General features: G+C 68.8%; 17 protein-coding genes. 11 read left to right on the top strand and 6 right to left on the bottom strand.

The features are described 5' to 3' along the window. Positions 1–136 precede the first annotated feature (136 nt). Together LGM71_RS21160 and trxA are read left to right on the top strand one after the other, a co-directional pair. A complete protein-coding gene (locus LGM71_RS21160; protein ID WP_226116278.1) occupies positions 137–1,018 on the top strand; it encodes a pirin family protein in 882 nt (293 codons plus the stop codon). Between the two features lie 52 nt (positions 1,019–1,070). After that, positions 1,071–1,919 (top strand): thioredoxin, encoded by an 849-nt coding sequence (trxA, locus tag LGM71_RS21155; protein WP_174906226.1) that lies wholly within the window; start codon positions 1,071–1,073, stop codon positions 1,917–1,919. Positions 1,920–2,021: 102 nt separating this feature from the next. Here the strand turns inward: trxA and tcdA are convergent, their stop codons facing one another. Continuing rightward, positions 2,022–2,879 (bottom strand): tRNA cyclic N6-threonylcarbamoyladenosine(37) synthase TcdA, encoded by an 858-nt coding sequence (gene tcdA, locus LGM71_RS21150; protein ID WP_124900993.1) that lies wholly within the window; start codon positions 2,877–2,879, stop codon positions 2,022–2,024. Between the two features lie 128 nt (positions 2,880–3,007). On the opposite strand from tcdA, the gene pdxH reads away from it, so the two are divergent. The 3 genes from pdxH (at position 3,008) to LGM71_RS21135 (ending at position 6,346) form a co-directional block, all read left to right on the top strand. Beyond that, complete coding sequence (pdxH, locus tag LGM71_RS21145; protein ID WP_059607983.1) at positions 3,008–3,652, top strand: pyridoxamine 5'-phosphate oxidase; 645 nt, start codon at positions 3,008–3,010, stop codon at positions 3,650–3,652. Positions 3,653–3,782: 130 nt separating this feature from the next. Then, positions 3,783–5,003, top strand: coding sequence for an SAM-dependent methyltransferase (locus LGM71_RS21140; protein WP_124621470.1), 1,221 nt, complete (start codon positions 3,783–3,785; stop codon positions 5,001–5,003). Positions 5,004–5,026: 23 nt separating this feature from the next. Next, positions 5,027–6,346, top strand: a complete 1,320-nt coding sequence (locus LGM71_RS21135; protein WP_226116276.1) for a DUF72 domain-containing protein — start codon at positions 5,027–5,029, stop codon at positions 6,344–6,346. Positions 6,347–6,386: 40 nt separating this feature from the next. Here the strand turns inward: LGM71_RS21135 and msrA are convergent, their stop codons facing one another. Further along, positions 6,387–6,947, bottom strand: coding sequence for a peptide-methionine (S)-S-oxide reductase MsrA (gene msrA, locus LGM71_RS21130; protein ID WP_059684111.1), 561 nt, complete (start codon positions 6,945–6,947; stop codon positions 6,387–6,389). Positions 6,948–7,492: 545 nt separating this feature from the next. Between msrA and LGM71_RS21125 the strand changes: the two genes are divergently transcribed. From LGM71_RS21125 to LGM71_RS21115, 3 genes are all read left to right on the top strand, one after another. After that, positions 7,493–8,899: a selenium-binding family protein gene (locus LGM71_RS21125; RefSeq protein ID WP_226116275.1), complete on the top strand. Its 1,407-nt coding sequence runs from the start codon at positions 7,493–7,495 to the stop codon at positions 8,897–8,899. After that, positions 8,896–9,561: a hypothetical protein gene (locus LGM71_RS21120; RefSeq protein WP_226116273.1), complete on the top strand. Its 666-nt coding sequence runs from the start codon at positions 8,896–8,898 to the stop codon at positions 9,559–9,561. Before LGM71_RS21125 ends, LGM71_RS21120 begins: the two co-directional genes overlap by 4 nt. 274 nt (positions 9,562–9,835) lie before the next feature. Then, entirely contained in the window at positions 9,836–10,345 is a 510-nt protein-coding gene (locus LGM71_RS21115; protein WP_059465659.1) for a flavin reductase family protein, read from the top strand. On the opposite strand, the gene LGM71_RS21110 is transcribed toward LGM71_RS21115, so the two are convergent. Further along, on the bottom strand, positions 10,332–10,832 hold the full coding sequence (locus LGM71_RS21110; protein WP_059607977.1) for an Lrp/AsnC family transcriptional regulator: 501 nt from the start codon (positions 10,830–10,832) through the stop codon (positions 10,332–10,334). The genes LGM71_RS21115 and LGM71_RS21110 overlap by 14 nt on opposite strands. Positions 10,833–10,962: 130 nt before the next feature. On the opposite strand from LGM71_RS21110, the gene kynB reads away from it, so the two are divergent. The 3 genes from kynB (at position 10,963) to kynA (ending at position 13,919) form a co-directional block, all read left to right on the top strand. Continuing rightward, on the top strand, positions 10,963–11,604 hold the full coding sequence (gene kynB / locus LGM71_RS21105) for an arylformamidase (RefSeq protein ID WP_124621458.1): 642 nt from the start codon (positions 10,963–10,965) through the stop codon (positions 11,602–11,604). A 40-nt stretch (positions 11,605–11,644) separates the two neighbouring features. After that, the gene (kynU, locus tag LGM71_RS21100) at positions 11,645–12,898 is read left to right on the top strand and encodes a kynureninase (RefSeq protein ID WP_264160568.1); all 1,254 of its coding nucleotides are present in this window, start codon (positions 11,645–11,647) and stop codon (positions 12,896–12,898) included. Positions 12,899–12,992: 94 nt separating this feature from the next. Next, entirely contained in the window at positions 12,993–13,919 is a 927-nt protein-coding gene (gene kynA, locus LGM71_RS21095; protein WP_059607974.1) for a tryptophan 2,3-dioxygenase, read from the top strand. A 27-nt stretch (positions 13,920–13,946) separates the two neighbouring features. Here kynA and LGM71_RS21090 read toward each other — a convergent pair whose 3' ends face one another. From LGM71_RS21090 to LGM71_RS21080, 3 genes are all read right to left on the bottom strand, one after another. Then, positions 13,947–15,344, bottom strand: a complete 1,398-nt coding sequence (locus tag LGM71_RS21090) for an MFS transporter (RefSeq protein WP_226116271.1) — start codon at positions 15,342–15,344, stop codon at positions 13,947–13,949. A 262-nt stretch (positions 15,345–15,606) separates the two neighbouring features. Further along, positions 15,607–16,551, bottom strand: a complete 945-nt coding sequence (locus LGM71_RS21085) for a ketopantoate reductase family protein (RefSeq protein ID WP_226116268.1) — start codon at positions 16,549–16,551, stop codon at positions 15,607–15,609. Between the two features lie 13 nt (positions 16,552–16,564). Beyond that, positions 16,565–18,016: an aldehyde dehydrogenase family protein gene (locus LGM71_RS21080; RefSeq protein WP_226116266.1), complete on the bottom strand. Its 1,452-nt coding sequence runs from the start codon at positions 18,014–18,016 to the stop codon at positions 16,565–16,567. Positions 18,017–18,029: the final 13 nt, after the last annotated feature.

Below are 18,029 nucleotides of genomic sequence, written 5' to 3'. Positions count from 1 at the left end.
CGACATGGCGCTCGCACGACTCGTGCCCGCACGTCCGCATCACGCGGGAATCATTTTGCGCACGCCCCGACACGCGCGTCGCCACCGCGCCGCCAGTACAATGACCGGCATTCCAGCCGTTGCCCACGAGGCCGCCATGACCGATTCGATCAAAGCCCTGCTCAAGCCGCACATCCGCGACATCGGCAACCTGCAGGTGCGCCGCACGCTGCCCGCGCTCGCCGCGCGCCTCGTCGGTCCGTTCATCTTCTTCGATCACATGGGGCCCGCGACGCTGCCGGCCGGCACCGGGCTCGACGTGCGCCCGCACCCGCACATCGGGCTCGCCACCGTCACCTACCTGTTCGACGGCGCGATCCTGCACCGCGACAGCCTCGGCTCGCTGCAGGAGATCGTGCCGGGCGACGTGAACTGGATGACGGCCGGTCGCGGCATCGTCCATTCGGAGCGCACGCCCGACGCTCAGCGTGCGAGCGGCCACACGGTGCACGGGATCCAGACCTGGGTCGCGCTGCCCGTCCCCCACGAGACCACCGAGCCGTCGTTCGAGCACCATGCGGCCGACACGCTGCCCAAGCGCGACGAGAACGGCGTGTCGCTGACGGTGATCGCCGGCGACGCGTTCGGCCTGCGCTCGCCCGTCAAGACGTTCTCGCGCACACTGTACGTGGCCGCCGAATTCGCGGCCGGCGGCCGCCTCGAACTCGACGCGTCGCACGAGGAGCGCGCGGTCTACGTGGTCGACGGCGACCTCTCGATCGACGGCACGCCGGTGCCGGCCGAACAGATGGCCGTGCTCGCGCCCGGCGCCACCGTCACGCTCGCGAGCGGCAGCGGCGCGCGCGCGATGCTGCTGGGCGGCGAGAAGATCGACGGCGAGCGCTTCATCGAATGGAACTTCGTCGCCAGCAGCCGCGACGCGATCGAGCGCGCGAAACGGGCGTGGACGAACCAGGAAATGGGCAAGGTGCCCGGCGAAACCGAGTGGATTCCGCTGCCCGAATCGAAACCGCGTTGAAAAAGGGGCACGCTGCCCCCATCCTGACGACATTCGAACGGAAGAGAACGACATGGACACCACGCTTGCCACTTTCGAGAAAGACGTCATCGAGGCGTCGCTGGACACGCCCGTGCTGGTCGACTTCTGGGCGCCGTGGTGCGGCCCCTGCAAGACGCTCGGTCCGTTGCTCGAAAAGCTCGAAGCCGACTATGAAGGCCGCTGGAAGCTCGTGAAGGTGAACGTCGACGAAAACCAGGAACTCGCCGCGCACTTCCAGACGCGCAGCATCCCGCACGTGATCGCGTTCGCCGACGGGCGTCCCGTCGACCAGTTCATCGGCGTGCTGCCGGAAGGCCAGTTGCGCGCGTTCCTCGACCGGCTGCTGCCGGCGCCCGACGAAGCCGAACGCCGCGCCGCGCAATATGCGATCGCCGAATCGCGCTACGACGATGCGCTCACCCACCTCGAAGCGGCGCTCGCGCTGAACCCCGGCTTCGACGACGCACGGCTCGACCTGATCGAACTGCTGCTCGCGAACAACCAGGTGGACACCGCGCGCGCCGAGGCCGAGCGCCTGTCGCCGCAGACGGTACAAAGCGCCGATCCGCGCTATCAGGCGATCAAGACCCGTTTCGATGCGCTCGACGCGACGGCCGACCTGCCGCCGACCGACGCGCTCGAAGCGCGCATCGCGGCGGACCCCGCCGATCTCGAGGCACGCTTCGACCTCGCGCAGAGCCTGATCGCGCGACGCGCATACGAAGGTGCGCTCGAGCAGTTGCTGGAAATCGTGTTGCGCGACCGCGCGTATGGCGACGACCTCGGCCGCCGCACGATGATCTCGGTGTTCGAGCTGGCGGGCGATCGCCCCGACCTCGTCGCCGCATGGCGGCGAAAGCTGAGCATGGCGCTCAACTGACGAACGACCGGCCGGGCCGCGATGGCCTGGCCGAATCGCGTTGCCGCGCGCGGCAGGTCTGCCGCGCCGCGACATTGCCTTGCGCGTCGACCGGTTCCCCGATCAGCCCGCGGCCCGCGCCGCGATCGCGCGCAGCGCATGCGCGGCGGCCGCGAAGCCGAAGCTCGCGGTCACGCATACGCTCGAACCGAACCCCGCGCAGTTGAGCCCCGCGACATGCGCGGCGGCGGACGGCTCCGCGCCGTCCTCGATGTCGCACGCGGCCGCTTCCGGATAGATCAGCGGCTCGTCCGAATACACGGCGCTGACCTTGAAGCGCGCCTTCGGCCCGCGCGGAAAGCCGTGCTGCTTGCGCAGCTGCGCGCGCACCTTCGACAACAGCGGATCCTGGATCGTCAGCGCGAGATCGTCGATGCGGATGCGTGTCGGGTCGAGCTGCCCGCCCGCGCCGCCGACCGTGACGAGCGGCTGCCCTTTTGCGATGCACCACGCGATCAGCGCGACCTTCGTGCGTACGCTGTCGATCGCGTCGACCACGTAGTCGAAGCCGCCGCCGAGCAGTGCGTCGAAGTTGTCGGGTTCCGCGAAATCTTCGATCCGGTTCACACGGCAAGCGGGATCGATCAGCGCGATCCGCTCGGCCATCGCGTCGACCTTCGGCTTGCCGTAATTGCCGTCGAGCGCGTGGATCTGCCTGTTCGTATTGCTTTCCGCGACGTTGTCGAGATCGATCAGCGTCAGCGTGCCGATCGCGCTGCGTGCGAGCGCCTCGGCCGTCCACGACCCGACGCCGCCGATGCCGATCACGGCGACGTGCGCGCGTTCGAACGCCGCGAGCGCGGGGGCGCCGTACAGGCGCGCGATGCCGCCGAAGCGGCGCTCGCGATCCACGTCAAGCTGGATTGTCGGGCTCGGGGTAAGATCAGAAGAACTGTGCGGGGCAGTGTCGGCAGCGGGCATGGCAGCAAGGAAAACGTAAGTCGTGCAGCCCTCTATTTTGCCTGAACTCCCCGCCGGCACGCGCCCCTGTGCACGCACGATTCTCGCGCGTTCGCTATACTGGCCCCAGATTGAAGCGTTTGCATAACATGACGACTCTCGCCGATCTCCGCATCAATTACTCGCGTGCTTCGCTCGACGAAGCCGACGCCGCCCCGAACCCCTTCGCCCAGTTCGATCGCTGGTTCAAGGAGGCGCTCGCCGCCAAGCTCCCCGAGCCCAACACGATGACGCTCGCCACCGTCGGCGACGACGGCCGGCCGTCGGCCCGCATCGTGCTCATCAAGGGTGTCGACGAACGCGGGTTCGTCTTCTTTACCAATTACGAAAGCCGCAAGGGCCGCGATCTCGCCGCCAATCCGCACGCGGCGCTGCTGTTCTACTGGATCGAGCTGGAGCGCCAGGTGCGCATCGAAGGCCGGATCGAGAAAACCAGCGCCGACGAAAGCGACCGCTATTTCGCGTCGCGCCCGCTCGGCTCGCGCATCGGCGCGTGGGCGTCCGATCAGAGCGCCGTGATCGACAGCCGCGCGACGCTCGAAGCGCGTGAAAAGGCCGTGACCGAACGCTACGGCGAGAACCCGCCGCGCCCGCCGCACTGGGGCGGTTACCGCGTCGTGCCCGACGCGATCGAGTTCTGGCAGGGCCGCCCGTCGCGGCTGCACGACCGCCTGCTCTATACGCGCGACGACGCGGCAGGGTCGGGCTGGACGATCTCGCGCCTGTCGCCGTAAGCGCGGCTGCCGTGGTGCCGGCGCGCGCCGGCCGTGTCTCGTGTTGCATCCGGGCGCCCGCCTCGCAAGGGGCGTGCGCCGGTCAAGATACTTGGCTGTATTCGATTCAACGAACAAACGGAGAATCCAAATGTTCTGGGAAAAGAAGCTGGCACAGTGGGCGGACGAAGTACGGGCGAAAGCGAACATACCGGCGCGACTCGTGCTGTGGAACGGCGATCAACTCGATTTCGGCACCTTCAGCGCGCCGCAGGTCACGCTCAAGGTCAACAGCGCGTCGGCATTGCCGCTTCTGCTCGAACCGAGCCTCGACAATCTCGGCGAGGCGTACGTGAAGGGCAAGATCGACATCGAGGGCAGGCTGTCGGACATCATCAACATCAGCTACTCGCTCGCGCGCAGCACGGTCACCAGTGCGAGCAAGCTCGCGCGCGTGAAGCGCTACTTCAATCACACGAAAAACACCGACAAGAAGGCGATCCAGTATCACTACGACGTCTCGAACGCGTTCTACCAGCTGTGGCTGGACGAAAACATGGTGTATTCGTGCGCGTACTTCGAGAACGGCGACGAGGATCTCGCGACCGCACAGATCAAGAAGATCGACCATATCCTGACCAAGATCCGGCTCGAGCCCGGCCAGCGCCTGCTCGACATCGGTTGCGGCTGGGGCGCGCTCGTGCTGCGTGCCGCGCAGAAGTTCGGCGCGACGTGCCTGGGCGTGACGCTGTCACAGAACCAGTTCGATCTCGCGACCGCGCGCGTGAAAGCCGCCGGGCTCGAGGACAAGATCGAGATCCGCCTGCAGGACTACCGCGAGATCGAGGGACAGTTCGACCGCATCACGAGCGTCGGGATGTTCGAGCACGTCGGCCGCAAGAACCTGCCCCTCTATTTCTCGCGCGTGCGCGACCTGCTGACCGACGACGGCATCGCGATGAACCACGGGATCACGTCGACCGACGCGGAAAGCGGCGAAACGGCGCTCGGCGGCGGCGAATTCATCGACCGCTACGTGTTCCCGGACGGCGAGCTGCCGCACATCAGCCTCGCGCTCGAAGCGGCGCAGCGCGGCGGGCTCGAGGCGATTGACGTCGAAAGCCTGCGGCGGCACTATGCGCGCACGCTCGAAATCTGGACGGAGAACTTCGAGGCGAAGGCGGAAGAGGCGCGCACGCTCGTCGACGACGAAAAATTCCGCATCTGGCGCGTGTATCTCGCCGGTTGCGCGTATGCGTTCGAGCACGACGACGTGTCGATCTTTCAGATCGTGTGCCGCAAGGCCGGACGCAGCGCGAAAACGCTGCCGTGGTCGAGGCGCTACATGTACGAACACACGCTGCCGCGCTAGGCGGCACTTCACGCTGGGCATGCATGGGTGACGGCAGGACGCGGCGCAGCACGCCGCCGCAACGACAGCAGCGCGACGAAGCGGACGGGTCGCACGCCGACGGGCAGTTCGACCTGTTCGGCGCGTCGCCCGACGACGCGCGCACGGCCGCGCCCGCAAACGACGACAACCCTGCAGGCGCCGGCGAACGCGCGACGCCGGACGAACACGACGCTGCGCGACCGGCAAAGTCGCCCGCGCGCACCGGCCGCGCATCGCCCGGCGCGTGCGCCGACCAGGAACCGGAACCGTCCCCTGCTTCCGGCCTGCTGTGGGACGAACCGTCGCCGCCGACCGCGCCGCCGAAGAAGGCCCGGCGTCGGCGCGGCGTGCCGCCAGCACCGGTTTCCGCGGAAGTCGCCGACGCGGCGGCCGCACTGCCGCCGAACGTGCGCCTCGGCACATCGTCGTGGTATTTCCCCGGCTGGGACGGCATCGTCTACGACGGCGATTTCGCGCAGACGAAGCTGTCTCGCGAGGGGCTCGAGGCGTACGGCGCGCATCCGCTGCTGAAGACCGTGAGCCTCGACCGTTCGTTCTACGGGCCGGTGTCGGTGGCCGACTACCTGCGCTACGCGCAACAGGTGCCGGACGACTTCCGCTTCGTCGTGAAGGCGCCGGCGTCCGTCACCGATGCGGTCGTGCGCGGCCGGCGCGGCGAGCCGTCGGGCCCGAACCCGACCTTTCTCGACGCGCAGCTCGCCACTCGCGAATTCGTGCAGCCGTGCCTCGAAGGGCTCGGCAGGAAGGCCGGCGTGCTGGTGTTCCAGTTTTCTCCGATGCCCGATCAACTGCTCGCCGAACCGGCCGCGCTGATCGACCGGCTGTCGGCATTCTTCGCGGCGCTGCCGACGCTGCCGCCGGACGCCGACGGCACGCGCTATGCGATCGAGATCCGCGACGCGAGCCTGCTCACGCCGCGCTTCATCCGCGCGCTCGCGACGCTCGGCGTGCGCTACTGCGTCGGCCTGCATGCGCGGATGCCCGACCCGCTGCGCCAGGCAGCCGCGCTCGCGCTGCTCGACGGCGATGCGCCGGGCCCGCTGATCGTGCGCTGGAGCCTGCATGGCGGCTTCAAGTACGAACAGGCAAAAGCGAAATACGAGCCGTTCGACAAGCTCGTCGACGAAGATCCGGCCACACGCTCGGCGCTCGCCGAACTGGCCGCGCGCTACGCGCTGGCCGGACAGCCCGTGATCATCACGATCAACAACAAGGCGGAAGGCTCCGCGCCGCTGTCGTGCCTCGCGCTCGCGCGCGAGATCGCCGCAGCGTGCGCGCAGTGGCGCAGCGAGGCGGCGTAAGCATCGCGGCGCGGGCGCCGCTTGCGCGTCGGCGAACCGGTTACGCGCCGCGCAGCGACTTCAGCCGGTGCGAGAACTTCTGGCGGAATTTCGCGAGCTTCGGCCCGATCACGACCGAGCAGTAACCCTGCCCCGGATTGCGCGCGTAATAGTTCTGGTGATAGTCCTCCGCCGGCCAGTAGTTGCCGTCGAGCGGCACGACCTGCGTGACGATCGGCTGCCCGAACACCTGCTCGCGCTCCAGTTCGCGGATCACGTCGAGCGCGACGTCGCGTTGCGCGTCCGAATGCGTGAACACGACCGAACGGTATTGCGTGCCGACGTCGTTGCCCTGCCGGTTCAGCTGGGTCGGATCGTGCGTCGCGAAGAAGATCTCGAGGATCTCGCGATAACCGATGCGTGCCGGATCGAACGTCACGTTCACGACCTCCGCGTGACCGGTATCGCCGTCGCATACGTCGCGATAGCCGGGATTGCGCGTGTGGCCACCTGCATAGCCCGACTGGACGGCCGTCACGCCGTCGACGTCGAGAAACACGGCCTCCGTGCACCAGAAGCACCCGCCGCCTACAGTCGCGGTTTCAAGCATCTCGTTCACCATGAAATCATTACCTCGTTGATGACAACGGCCGGCACGCAGGCGCGCGCCGGCGTCGCCGGTCCGTATCGCCGCGGCCCGGTTGCCCGGCGCGCAGCGGCAGCGTCCAAGTATCTCACTCGTGCGCAAATCCGGCAGAACCGCATGCGTGCCGCGCACCACCGGCCGCGCGTTTCTCGTCTACACTTAGGCACGCCTCGCCGCAACGGCACACCGTCCGGCTGCGCGCAGCGTCCGATGCATGCCCGTCCTGATGCCAACATCATCTGCCGGAACGTCGATATGCACGCCTCAGCAGAAAGCGCCCGCATTGCGGGCCCGACCGCCGTCGCTTTCACCGCACCCTCGCACCGCCGTGCGCCCGCTGCGCCGCATGCGCGGCGATCCGGCGCACCGCGTTTCCCTGCTTTCCCGACCTGATGCACCGCACCGCGCGTCCTCCATCGCGCGGCCGCCCGAGCATTGCCGTCACGCAACCTGTTCGACCCGCACGTTCGCAGCGAACGTCCGTGCACCCGTGATCCGATACGACCGAGAGAGGCACCACGATGAGCATGCGGCCTGACCCGACATTTCACGCTTCGCCGGAACTTGCGATGCAGGCGCCGGCGGAGGAATTTGCCTATACGTTGTTGCTGAGCCCCGATTTTTCCAGACCCGACGCGCTCGCCGTGATCGACGTGAAACCCGGCTCGGCGACCTACGGCAAGATCGTGCACACGGTGACGATGCCGAACACCGGAGACGAATTCCACCACTTCGGTTGGAATGCGTGTTCGTCGTCGCTGTCGCCGCTGACCGGCCACGCATTCCTCGAACGCCGCTTCCTGATCATCCCGGGCCTGCGTTCGTCACGGATCTACGTGATCGACACGAAGCCGCACCCGACTCAGGCGCGCATCCACAAGATCATCGAGCCCGACGAGGTGTTCGCCAAGACTGGCTATTCGCGGCCGCATACGGTGCATTGCGGCCCCGAAGGCATCTATGTGAGCACGCTCGGCGGCGCGGGCAAGGACGGCACCGACGGCGCGCCCGGCATCTTCATCATGGACTGCGAGACGTTCGACGTGCTCGGCCGCTGGGAGATCGACCGCGGCTCGCAGGACAAGCATTACGACTTCTGGTGGAACCTGCCGCGCGACTACATGGTGTCGAGCGAATGGGCGCTGCCGCCGCAATTCGAGAACGGCATCGTGCCGGAGGACTTGCTCGCGAACAAGTACGGGCACCGGCTGCATTTCTGGGACCTGCGCGCGCGGCGCAACGTGCAGACGATCGATCTCGGCGCGCAGCACCAGATGGCGCTCGAGGTGCGGCCCGCGCACGATCCGGTGCGCGAATACGGGTTCGTCGGCGTCGTGGTCGACACGACCAATCTCGAAGGCTCGATCTGGACCTGGTGGCGCGAAGGCGGCCAGTTCCATGTGAAGAAGACCGCGACGATTCCGCCCGAGCCGGCCGCGGCCGACGAACTGCCGCCGCTGCTCCAGGGTTTCGGCGCGGTGCCGCCCCTCGTGACCGACATCGACCTGTCGCTCGACGACCGCTTTCTGTACGTGTCGTGCTGGGGCACCGGCGAGATGCGCCAGTACGACGTGTCGGATCCGCATCATCCGGTGCTCGCGGGGTCGGTGCGTATCGGCGGGATCGTGCGCCGCGCGCCGCACACGAACGGCCGCGCGTTCGCCGGCGGCCCGCAGATGGTGGAAATCAGCCGCGACGGCCGGCGCGTGTACTGGACCAACTCGCTTTACTCGACGTGGGACGACCAGTTCTATCCGGACGGCGTGCCGGCCGCGCAGGTGCTCGCGCATGCGGGGCCGAACGGCGGGCTGACGCTCGCCGACGACTACTGGGTCGACTTCCCCGACGGCTATCGCGCGCACCAGATCCGGCTCGATGGCGGCGACTGCTCGACCGACTCGTTCTGCTATCCGTCGGTCAAGCGTTGAGCGCCGGCCTCTCCGCGCCGCTCGCGCTGTGGGCGGCCGTGCTCGCGAGCGGCGTCTATCACGGGCTCAATCCGGCGATGGGCTGGCCGCTCGCGGTGTCGAACGCGCTGATGACGCGCCGCGGCGGCGCGCTCGTCGCGGCGCTCGGCTATCTCGCGCTCGGCCATGCGCTCGCGGTATTCATGGTGATGCTGCCGTTCGGGCTGCTTGCCGCGCTGCTTGCGTGGCAGTCGGCGATCCGGATCGGCGCGAGCGTGCTCGTGATCGGCTTCGGCGTGGTGCTGCTGATCCGGCGGCGGCATCCGCGTGCGCTCGCGCGGATACCGCCCGCGCGGCTCGGACTATGGTCGTTCGCGGTTGCGCTCGCGCACGGCGCGGGGCTGATGCTGGTGCCGATCTACCTCGGGCTCTGCGGGTTCGACCGGGACGCCGGCCATCGCGCGGCGACCACGCTCGTCGATGCGCATCTCGGGATCGCACTCGTCGTCGCAGCCGTGCACGCAGCCGCGATGTTCGGCACAGGCGGCGTGCTCGCGTGGCTCGTGTACCGCTATCTCGGGCTGAAGTTCGTCGCGCGGAGCTGGTTCAATCTCGATGCGGTGTGGGCGTCCAGCCTGATCCTGACGGGTGCGCTGGCGCTCACGCTGGCGGCGGCGCGATAGCGCCCGGCGCGCGGAGCGGCCTCGGACGGCGCGCAACGAAAGGAGCGGGAACGACCGCTCCAGCACGATGCCGGCGCCGCGCGACAGTGTTCGCTACCTCACGCTAGCCCCGCGATGCGCCGTCCGCACGGGTCCGGCGGTCGCGATTCCGCTAAAATCGGGCCATGCGCACCACTTCCCAATCGACCGCCCTGGCCTTGTCGCCTTTCGTCCGCCGCGCCCGCTGCAGCCGCCGCGCGCCGCGCCCGTCCGTTTCGTTCCGGATGGCCGCCCGATGAACCACGCCACCCCGCCGGATTTCGACTCGGCCGCCTTTCGCCAGGCGCTCGGGCAGTTCGCGACCGGCGTCACGGTCATCACGACGCGTGCGCCGTCCGGGCAGCTGATCGGCATCACCGCGAGCTCGTTCAACTCGGTGTCGCTCGACCCGCCGCTCGTGCTGTGGAGCCTCGCGCACAAATCGGCGTCGACCCCGGTGTTCCGCAACAACAGCCATTACGTGGTGAACGTACTCGCGGCGTCGCAGCTCGACCTGTGCAAGCGCTTCTCGACCTACAAGGGCGACCGCTTCGAAGGGATCGCGCACGCGGCCGGCAACTCGGGCATGCCGGTGCTCGACGGCGCGCTCGCGTGGTTCGAATGCCACAACCGCAGCCGCTACGACGAAGGCGACCATGTGATCTTCGTCGGCGAAGTGGAACGCTGCGGCGTGCGTGCCGCATCGGATGCCGCAGCGCCGCTCGTGTTCCACGGCGGCGGCTTCCACGGCCTCACACCGCTTTGATCGACCCCATGCGCGCCAGCCCGACCGGCGCGCCCGCTTCGTCCTTCAGCGTCTGCAGCACGATGTTCGAACGGATGTCCATCACGCCCGGCGCCTTGTAGAGCCGGTTCAGCACGAAATCCGAATAGTGCTTGAGGTTGTGCGCGAGCACCCGGAGCAGATAGTGGCTCTCGCCCGTCACGACGAACGCGCCGACCACCTCCGGCCATTCGCGCAGCGCTTCCGCGAAGCGCTCGTGCCATTGATTCTCTTCGTTGCGCATCGACACCTGCACGAACGCCTCGAGCTCGAAGCCGAGCTTCTCGCGACTCAGGCACGCGCGATAGTGCTCGATCACGCCCTGCTCCTCGAGCAGGCGCATCCGGCGCAGACAGGCGGACGGCGAAAGCGAGATCCGTTCCGCCAGGTCGAGATTGCTGATTCTGCCCTCCTCCTGCAGTACCGCCAGAATCCGGCAGTCGGTGGCATCAAGCGTGATCGCGTGCATTTTTGGTCCCCGTTTTCCCTCTGAGTCGAATTATCTGCCAATCCGGCGGATTGTCCATGTTTATTTCGCAAGCACTTTCTGCGAGCGTCCGCCTATCATTCGAAGCATCGATTCACCGATTCGTCATGCCATGGACACACTCTGGGACATCTCGCCGCCCGTCAGCCCCTCCACCCCCGTATGGCCGGGCGACACGGCGGTTTCCGTCGAACGCGTCTGGCGGATGGAGGCCGGCTCGCCGGTCAACGTAGCGCGCCTGACGCTGTCGCCGCACACGGGCGCGCACTGCGACGCGCCGCTCCACTATGACGCCGACGGCGCGCCGATCGGCGCGGTGCCGCTCGACACCTATCTCGGCCCGTGCCGCGTGATCCACTGCATCGGCGCCTCGCCGGTCGTGCGCCCGGCCGACATCGAGGCCGCGCTGGACGGCGTGCCACCGCGCGTGCTGCTGCGCACCTATGCGCGTGCCAGCGTCGAGCAATGGGACAGCGGCTTCTGCGCGGTCGCGCCCGAAACCGTCGACCTGCTCGCCGCGCGCGGCGTGAAGCTGATCGGCATCGACACGCCGTCGCTCGACCCGCAGGAATCGAAGACCATGGATGCGCATCACCGCGTGCGCGCGCACCGGATGGCGATCCTCGAAGGGATCGTGCTCGACGACGTGCCGCCCGGCGACTACGAACTGATCGCGCTGCCGCTGAAGTTCGCGACGCTCGACGCGAGCCCCGTGCGTGCGGTGCTGCGCGCGCTGCCCGGCCGATCCTCCTGATTCACCGAACCACTGACCCGAGAACCACTGACCCGACATCATGATCAAGACCCGTGAAGACGCGCTCGCCCTCGACCGCGACGACCCGCTCGCCCTGCTGCGCGACCAGTTCGCGCTGCCCGACGGCGTGATCTATCTCGACGGCAACTCGCTCGGCGCGCAGCCGCGCGCGTCGGCCGCCCGCGCGCAACAGGTGATCGGCGCCGAATGGGGCGAAGGTCTGATCCGCAGCTGGAACACCGCCGGCTGGTTCGCGCTGCCGCGCCGCCTCGGCGACAAGCTCGCGACGCTGATCGGCGGCGCCCCCGGCGAGACCGTCGTGACCGACACCATCTCGATCAACCTGTTCAAGCTGCTGTCGGCGATGCTGCGCCATCAGGCTGAGCGCGCGCCGGAACGCCGCGTGATCGTGTCGGAGCGCTCGAACTTCCCGACCGACCTGTACATCGCGCAAGGGCTGATCGAACAGCTCGGCGGCGGCTATGAGCTGCGCCTGATCGACGATCCGGCGGACCTGCCCGGCGCGCTCGGCGCGGACACGGCCGTCGCGATGATCACGCACGTGAACTACCGCACCGGCTACATGCACGACATGCCGGCCGTCACGCAGCTCGCGCACGACGCGGGCGCGCTGATGCTGTGGGATCTCGCGCATTCGGCCGGCGCGGTGCCGGTCGACCTGAACGGCGCGCATGCGGACGGCGCGGTCGGCTGCACGTACAAGTACCTGAACGGCGGCCCCGGTTCGCCGGCGTTCGTGTGGGTGCCACACCGTCATCACGCGCACTTCTCGCAGCCGCTGTCGGGCTGGTGGGGCCACCGTGCGCCGTTCGCGATGCAGCCGGGCTTCGCGCCCGATCCGGGCATCGCGCGCTTCCTGTGCGGCACGCAGCCGATCGTGTCGATGTCGATGGTCGAATGCGGGCTCGACGTGTTCCTGCAGACCGACATGCACGCGATCCGCCGCAAGTCGCTCGCGCTGACCGATGCGTTCATCGCACTCGTCGAGGCACGCTGCGCGGGCCTGTCGCTGAAGCTCGTCACGCCGCGCGCGCATCACCAGCGCGGCTCGCAGGCGAGCTTCGAGCATCCGCACGGCTACGAGGTGATGCAGGCGCTGATCGCGCGCGGCGTGATCGGCGACTACCGCGAGCCGTACGTGCTGCGCTTCGGCTTCACGCCGCTCTATACGCGCTTCGTCGACGTGTGGGATGCCGTCGAGACGCTGCGCGACATCCTGGCCACCGATGCGTGGAAGGCACCCGAGTTCGCCGAGCGCGGCGCGGTGACCTGATCGGCTTTTTGCCCGGCGCGCGCCGCGGTTCCATGCGGATTGCGCGCCGCGCCCCCGTCATTCAATTCTGGAGAGAGTCGTGAATTCTGGTCACATGCAGCCACCCGGCGACGATGCGCCGGCGGGCTGCCCGTTCTCGGGCGCGCGCACGGCCCAACCGGCACACGAAGCACCGCACGTGCCGGGCGATGCCTCGGGCGATGCCGGCTGGCACAACGCGCAGCTCGATTTTTCGAAGTCGATGAGCTACGGCGACTACCTGTCGCTGAATTCGATCCTCGACGCGCAGCATCCGCTGTCGCCCGATCACAACGAGATGCTGTTCATCATCCAGCATCAGACGAGCGAGCTGTGGATGAAGCTCGCGCTGTTCGAATTGCGCGGCGCGCTCGACGCGGTGCGTGGCGATGCGCTGCCGCCCGCATTCAAGATGCTCGCGCGCGTGTCGCGCATTCTCGAGCAACTCGTGCAGGCGTGGAACGTGCTGTCGACGATGACGCCGTCCGAGTATTCGGCGATGCGGCCGTACCTCGGCCAGTCGTCGGGCTTCCAGTCGTATCAGTACCGGCAGCTCGAATTCCTGCTCGGCAACAAGAACGTGCAGATGCTGCAGCCGCATGCGCACCGGCCCGACATCCTCGAACAGGTGCGCGCGACGCTTGAGGCGCCGTCGTTCTATGACGAGGTCGTGCGCCTGCTCGCGCGGCGCGGTTTCCCGATCGCACCCGAGCGGCTCGAGCGCGACTGGACGCAGCCGATGCGGCACGACGAGACCGTCGAGGCTGCGTGGCTCGAAGTCTACCGTCACCCGCAGCAGCACTGGGAGCTCTACGAGATGGCCGAGGAACTCGTCGATCTCGAGGACGCGTTCCGCCAGTGGCGCTTCCGTCACGTGACGACCGTCGAGCGCATCATCGGCTTCAAGCAGGGCACCGGCGGCACGAGCGGCGCGCCGTACCTGCGCAAGATGCTCGACGTCGTGCTGTTCCCCGAGCTCTGGCACGTACGCACCACGCTGTAACGTACGCGTGCGTCATGCGCCCGCGCGTCACGACGACGTGCGGGCCAGTTCCTCCCCTTCGCGCGGCAACGCGCGTTCGCGCGTGAGCCGCGGAATGTGCCGCCGCATCGCGAGCAGCGCAACGCACACCACACTCATCGCGGCGGCCAGCATCGTCAGGTACGCCGTCGCACCGCCTGCGGTGATCACCATCGCGCCCGCGAACGCGCTGAGGATCGCGCCAAGCCGGCCGAATGCGAGCGCGCTCGCGGTGCCGGTCGCGCGAACCGCCGTCGGGTAGATGTACGCGCACAGCGCATACATCGTCGACTGCACCGCGTTGACGAACAGCCCGTGCAGACCGAGCCCGACGATCAGCCAGCCCGTGTGGCGCCCCGCATCGACCCCCATCAGCCACACCGCGCTCGCCGCGCCGCCGATGCTGCAGAGCGCGAGCGGCCAGCGCGAACCCGCATGCGTGATCGCCCATGCGCACAGCAGCGCGCCGATCACGCCGCCAAGGTTGTACGCGGTGAGCCCGGAGCCCGCGACCGACACGCTCAGCCCGCTCGCGGCCAGCATCGTCGGCAGCCAGCTGAACGCCGCATACACGGCGAGCAGGCACATGAAGAACGCGCACCACAGCGCGATCGTGTCGCGCGCCTGGCCGGTGGCGAACAGCGCGCCGAACCCGCCTCGTGCGCCGGGCGCGCGCGCATCACGCAGATCGGTGAACGTGGCGTCGGGCGCGACCGGCCGCTGCATGCGCGCGAGCAGCGCGCCGAGTTCCGGCCAGCGCGCGGGGCGGCGTGCCAGGAAGCGCGGCGATTCAGGCAACGCACGCACGAGCACGAAGCCGAGCACGAGCGGCAGCGCGCCGCCGGCGAAGAACAGCCCGCGCCAGCCATAGCGCGGCAGCACCTCGTGTGCGAACAGCCCGGCCAGCATGCCGCCAAGCGGCACGCAGACGATCGTCGCCGTCACCATCATCGTGCGGCGCCGCGCAGGCGTGTATTCGGCCGTCATCGTCGTGGCCGTCGGCAGCGCGCCGCCGATCCCGAGCCCCGCGCAGAAGCGCAACATCGCGATCGTCGCGACATCCGGCGCGAAGCCGATCGCGCAGGTCGCGATGCCGAACAGGAACACGCTGCCGATCACGGCCTGGCGGCGCCCGAAACGGTCCGCGACGATGCCCGCGCACGCGCTGCCGATGCCCATCCCGATCAGCCCGGCGGCCACCGCCGGCGCGAACGCGCCGCGCGTGATCCCCCATTCGCGGATCAGCACCGGAATCGCGAAACCGATCAACTGCCCGTCGAAGCCGTCGAGCACGATCGCAAGCGCGGCGAGCAGCACCACGCAACGCTGCATCGTCGTGAACGGTCCGTCGTCAAGCGTCGCGCCGATGTCGACCGGGGGCGGCTTCAATCCGTCGCGCATGCTCATGCGACCTCCCGTGCGCCACGCGTCGGCGGCAAGGGGCGCGCACGGCGCGCGGCGAGGCAACGGCATTCGATGACTTTCATGGCGTCTCCAGTTGCCCGGGCTGGCGCTTGCGCGTGCCCGGATCTCGTGCTGCAGGGTCGGTCGGCGTCCGTGCATCGGCGCCGCCCCCGCGTCTTGTCCAATCCAACCCGATCCGGCGACATCGGCTGCATGCGGCGCGGCCGTATCGTCATGCGGCGCAAGCCCGCCGCCGGCGTGATGCTCAGTCGCGCCGCGCGTCGATCAGCCTGACGAGTGCGAGCAGCGTATCGGTATGCGGCACCGCGATACCCGTCTCGCGCGCGGCCGCGACGACCTTGCCGCTGATCGCGTCGATCTCGGTGCGGCGGCCCGCGAGCACGTCCTGCAGCATCGACGGTCGATGGCCGCGATGCGCGTGGATCGCATGCTCGACGTTGCGCGCGATGCGTTCGCCGTCCACCGCGATGCCTTTCGCGCGCGCGACGGCGGCCGTCTCCGCCGCGATCGCGAGCGCGAGCCGTGGGCCGTCAGGTTCACGGCGGAGCTGGTCGACCGTGCAGCCCGTCGCCGCACACAGCGTGTTGAGCGCCGCGTTGAACGCGACCTTCTCCCAGATCGCGGCCCACACGTCGGCATCGAGCGAACACGCGAGCCCGGCACGCGACAGCGCGTCGGCCACTGCCGCCGCGAACGGGCGCGCCGCGCCGTCGGCCGTCATCATGCGGATCGCGCCGGCACCGTGCGAGCGCACGTGTCCGGCGCCGGCGAAGTCGGCCGGCCACGTCGTGACGCCGACCAGAATCCGTTCGAGCGGCACGAACGCGTTCAGCGTCTCGACGTTGCCGAGGCCGTTCTGCAGCGTCAGCACGTACGTACGTGAGGTCAGTAATGCGCGCACGCCTTCGAGCGCCGCACGCGTGTGCAGCGATTTCGTGAAAACGATCAGCAGATCGAACGGTATGTCGGGCGATGCACTTGCCTGCGCATTCGCCGTTTCTGGCCGGACGGCCTGCAGCGCGCGGATGTGGCGTTCGCCGCGATCGTCGTCGATGCGCAGCCCGTCGCGACGGATCGCATCGAGATGCGCATCGTTCACGTCGATCAGCGTGACGGCCTCGCCGTGCTCCGCCAGCAGCGCCCCGAACAGCGAGCCCATCGCACCGGCACCGAGAATCGCAATCTTCATCGTCGGCGGCCTCTCAGAATGGATACTGGCGCGGCGCGGTCTGCACGGTGATCCAGCGCAGGTCCGTGAACGCGGCAATGCCGGCCTTGCCGCCGAAGTGGCCGAAGCCGCTGTCCTTCACGCCGCCGAACGGCATTTGCGCCTCGTCGTGCACGGTCGGGCCGTTCACGTGGCAGATGCCCGATTCGATGCGCGCCGCGACCCGCATCGCGCGGGCGACGTCGCGGCTGAACACGGCCGAAGCCAGCCCGAACGCGTTGTCGTTCGCGCAGCGGATCGCGGCCGCCTCGCCGTCGACCCGCACGATGCCCTTCACCGGCCCGAACGACTCCTCCGCGTAGATCCGCATCGCGGGCGTCACGTGATCGAGCAGCGTCGCCGGGAACAGCGTGCTGTCCGACTTGCCGCCGCACAGCAGCGTCGCGCCGTGCGCGAGCGCATCGTCGATCAGCGCGTTGCAGCGCTCGACGGCCTTCATGTCGATCAGCGAACCGAGCACGACCTGCCCTTGGCGCGGATCGCCAAGCAGCAGCGACGCGGCCTTGGCGGCGAGCTTCGCGACGAATGCGTCGGCGATCGACGCATCGACGACGATCCGCTCGGTCGACATGCAGATCTGTCCGGAATTCGCGAATGCGCCGAATGCCGCCGCCGCGACCGCCGCATCGAGATCCGCATCGTCGAGCACGACGAACGGCGCCTTGCCGCCGAGTTCGAGCACCGACGGTTTCAGATGACGCGCGCACGCTTCGGCGACGATTCGCCCGACGCGCGTCGAGCCGGTGAAATTCACGCGGCGCACGGCCGGATGTGCGATCAGCGCATCGACGACGGCACCCGCGTCGTCGGGCGCGTTCGTCACGAAGTTGACGACGCCCGGCGGCAGCCCGGCCTCCTGCAGCGCCTCGACGATCAGCCCGTGCGTGACGGGGCACAGCTCGGAGCCCTTCAGCACGACCGTGTTGCCGCAAGCGAGCGGCAGCGCGAGCGCACGGGCCGCGAGGATCACCGGCGCGTTCCACGGTGCGATGCCGAGCACCACGCCGGCCGGCTGCCGCACGCCCATCGCCAGCGAGCCGGGCACGTCGGACGGGATCAGCTCGCCGCCGGTCTGCGTGGTCAGCGACGCGGCCTCGACGAGCCCGCTCGCGGCAAGGTGCACGTTGAAGCCTGCCCACAGCGCCGACGCGCCGGTTTCCGCCGCCATCGCGGCGACGAACTGCTCGTGCTTCGCCTCGAGCGCGGCGGCAGCCTTCAGCAGCAGCGCGCGGCGCGCGCCGGGGCCGAGCGCGGCCCATTCAGGAAACGCGCGAGCGGCTGCGTCGGCCGCCGCGCGCGCATCGTCGACCGTGCCCGCGGGCGCGACCGACGCGACTTCGCCGTCGAGCGGGTTACGGCGCACGAAGGTCGCGCCGCTGGACGACTGGCGGCGTTCGCCGCCGATCAGCATCGATACGGTTTGCATGGATTCTCCGGAA

The sequence above is a fragment of the Burkholderia sp. AU33545 genome (genome assembly GCF_020419685.1).
Taxonomy (GTDB): domain Bacteria; phylum Pseudomonadota; class Gammaproteobacteria; order Burkholderiales; family Burkholderiaceae; genus Burkholderia; species Burkholderia diffusa.
Note: the sequence above shows the minus strand (reverse complement) of the source record. Positions and strands in the feature narration are given on the sequence as shown.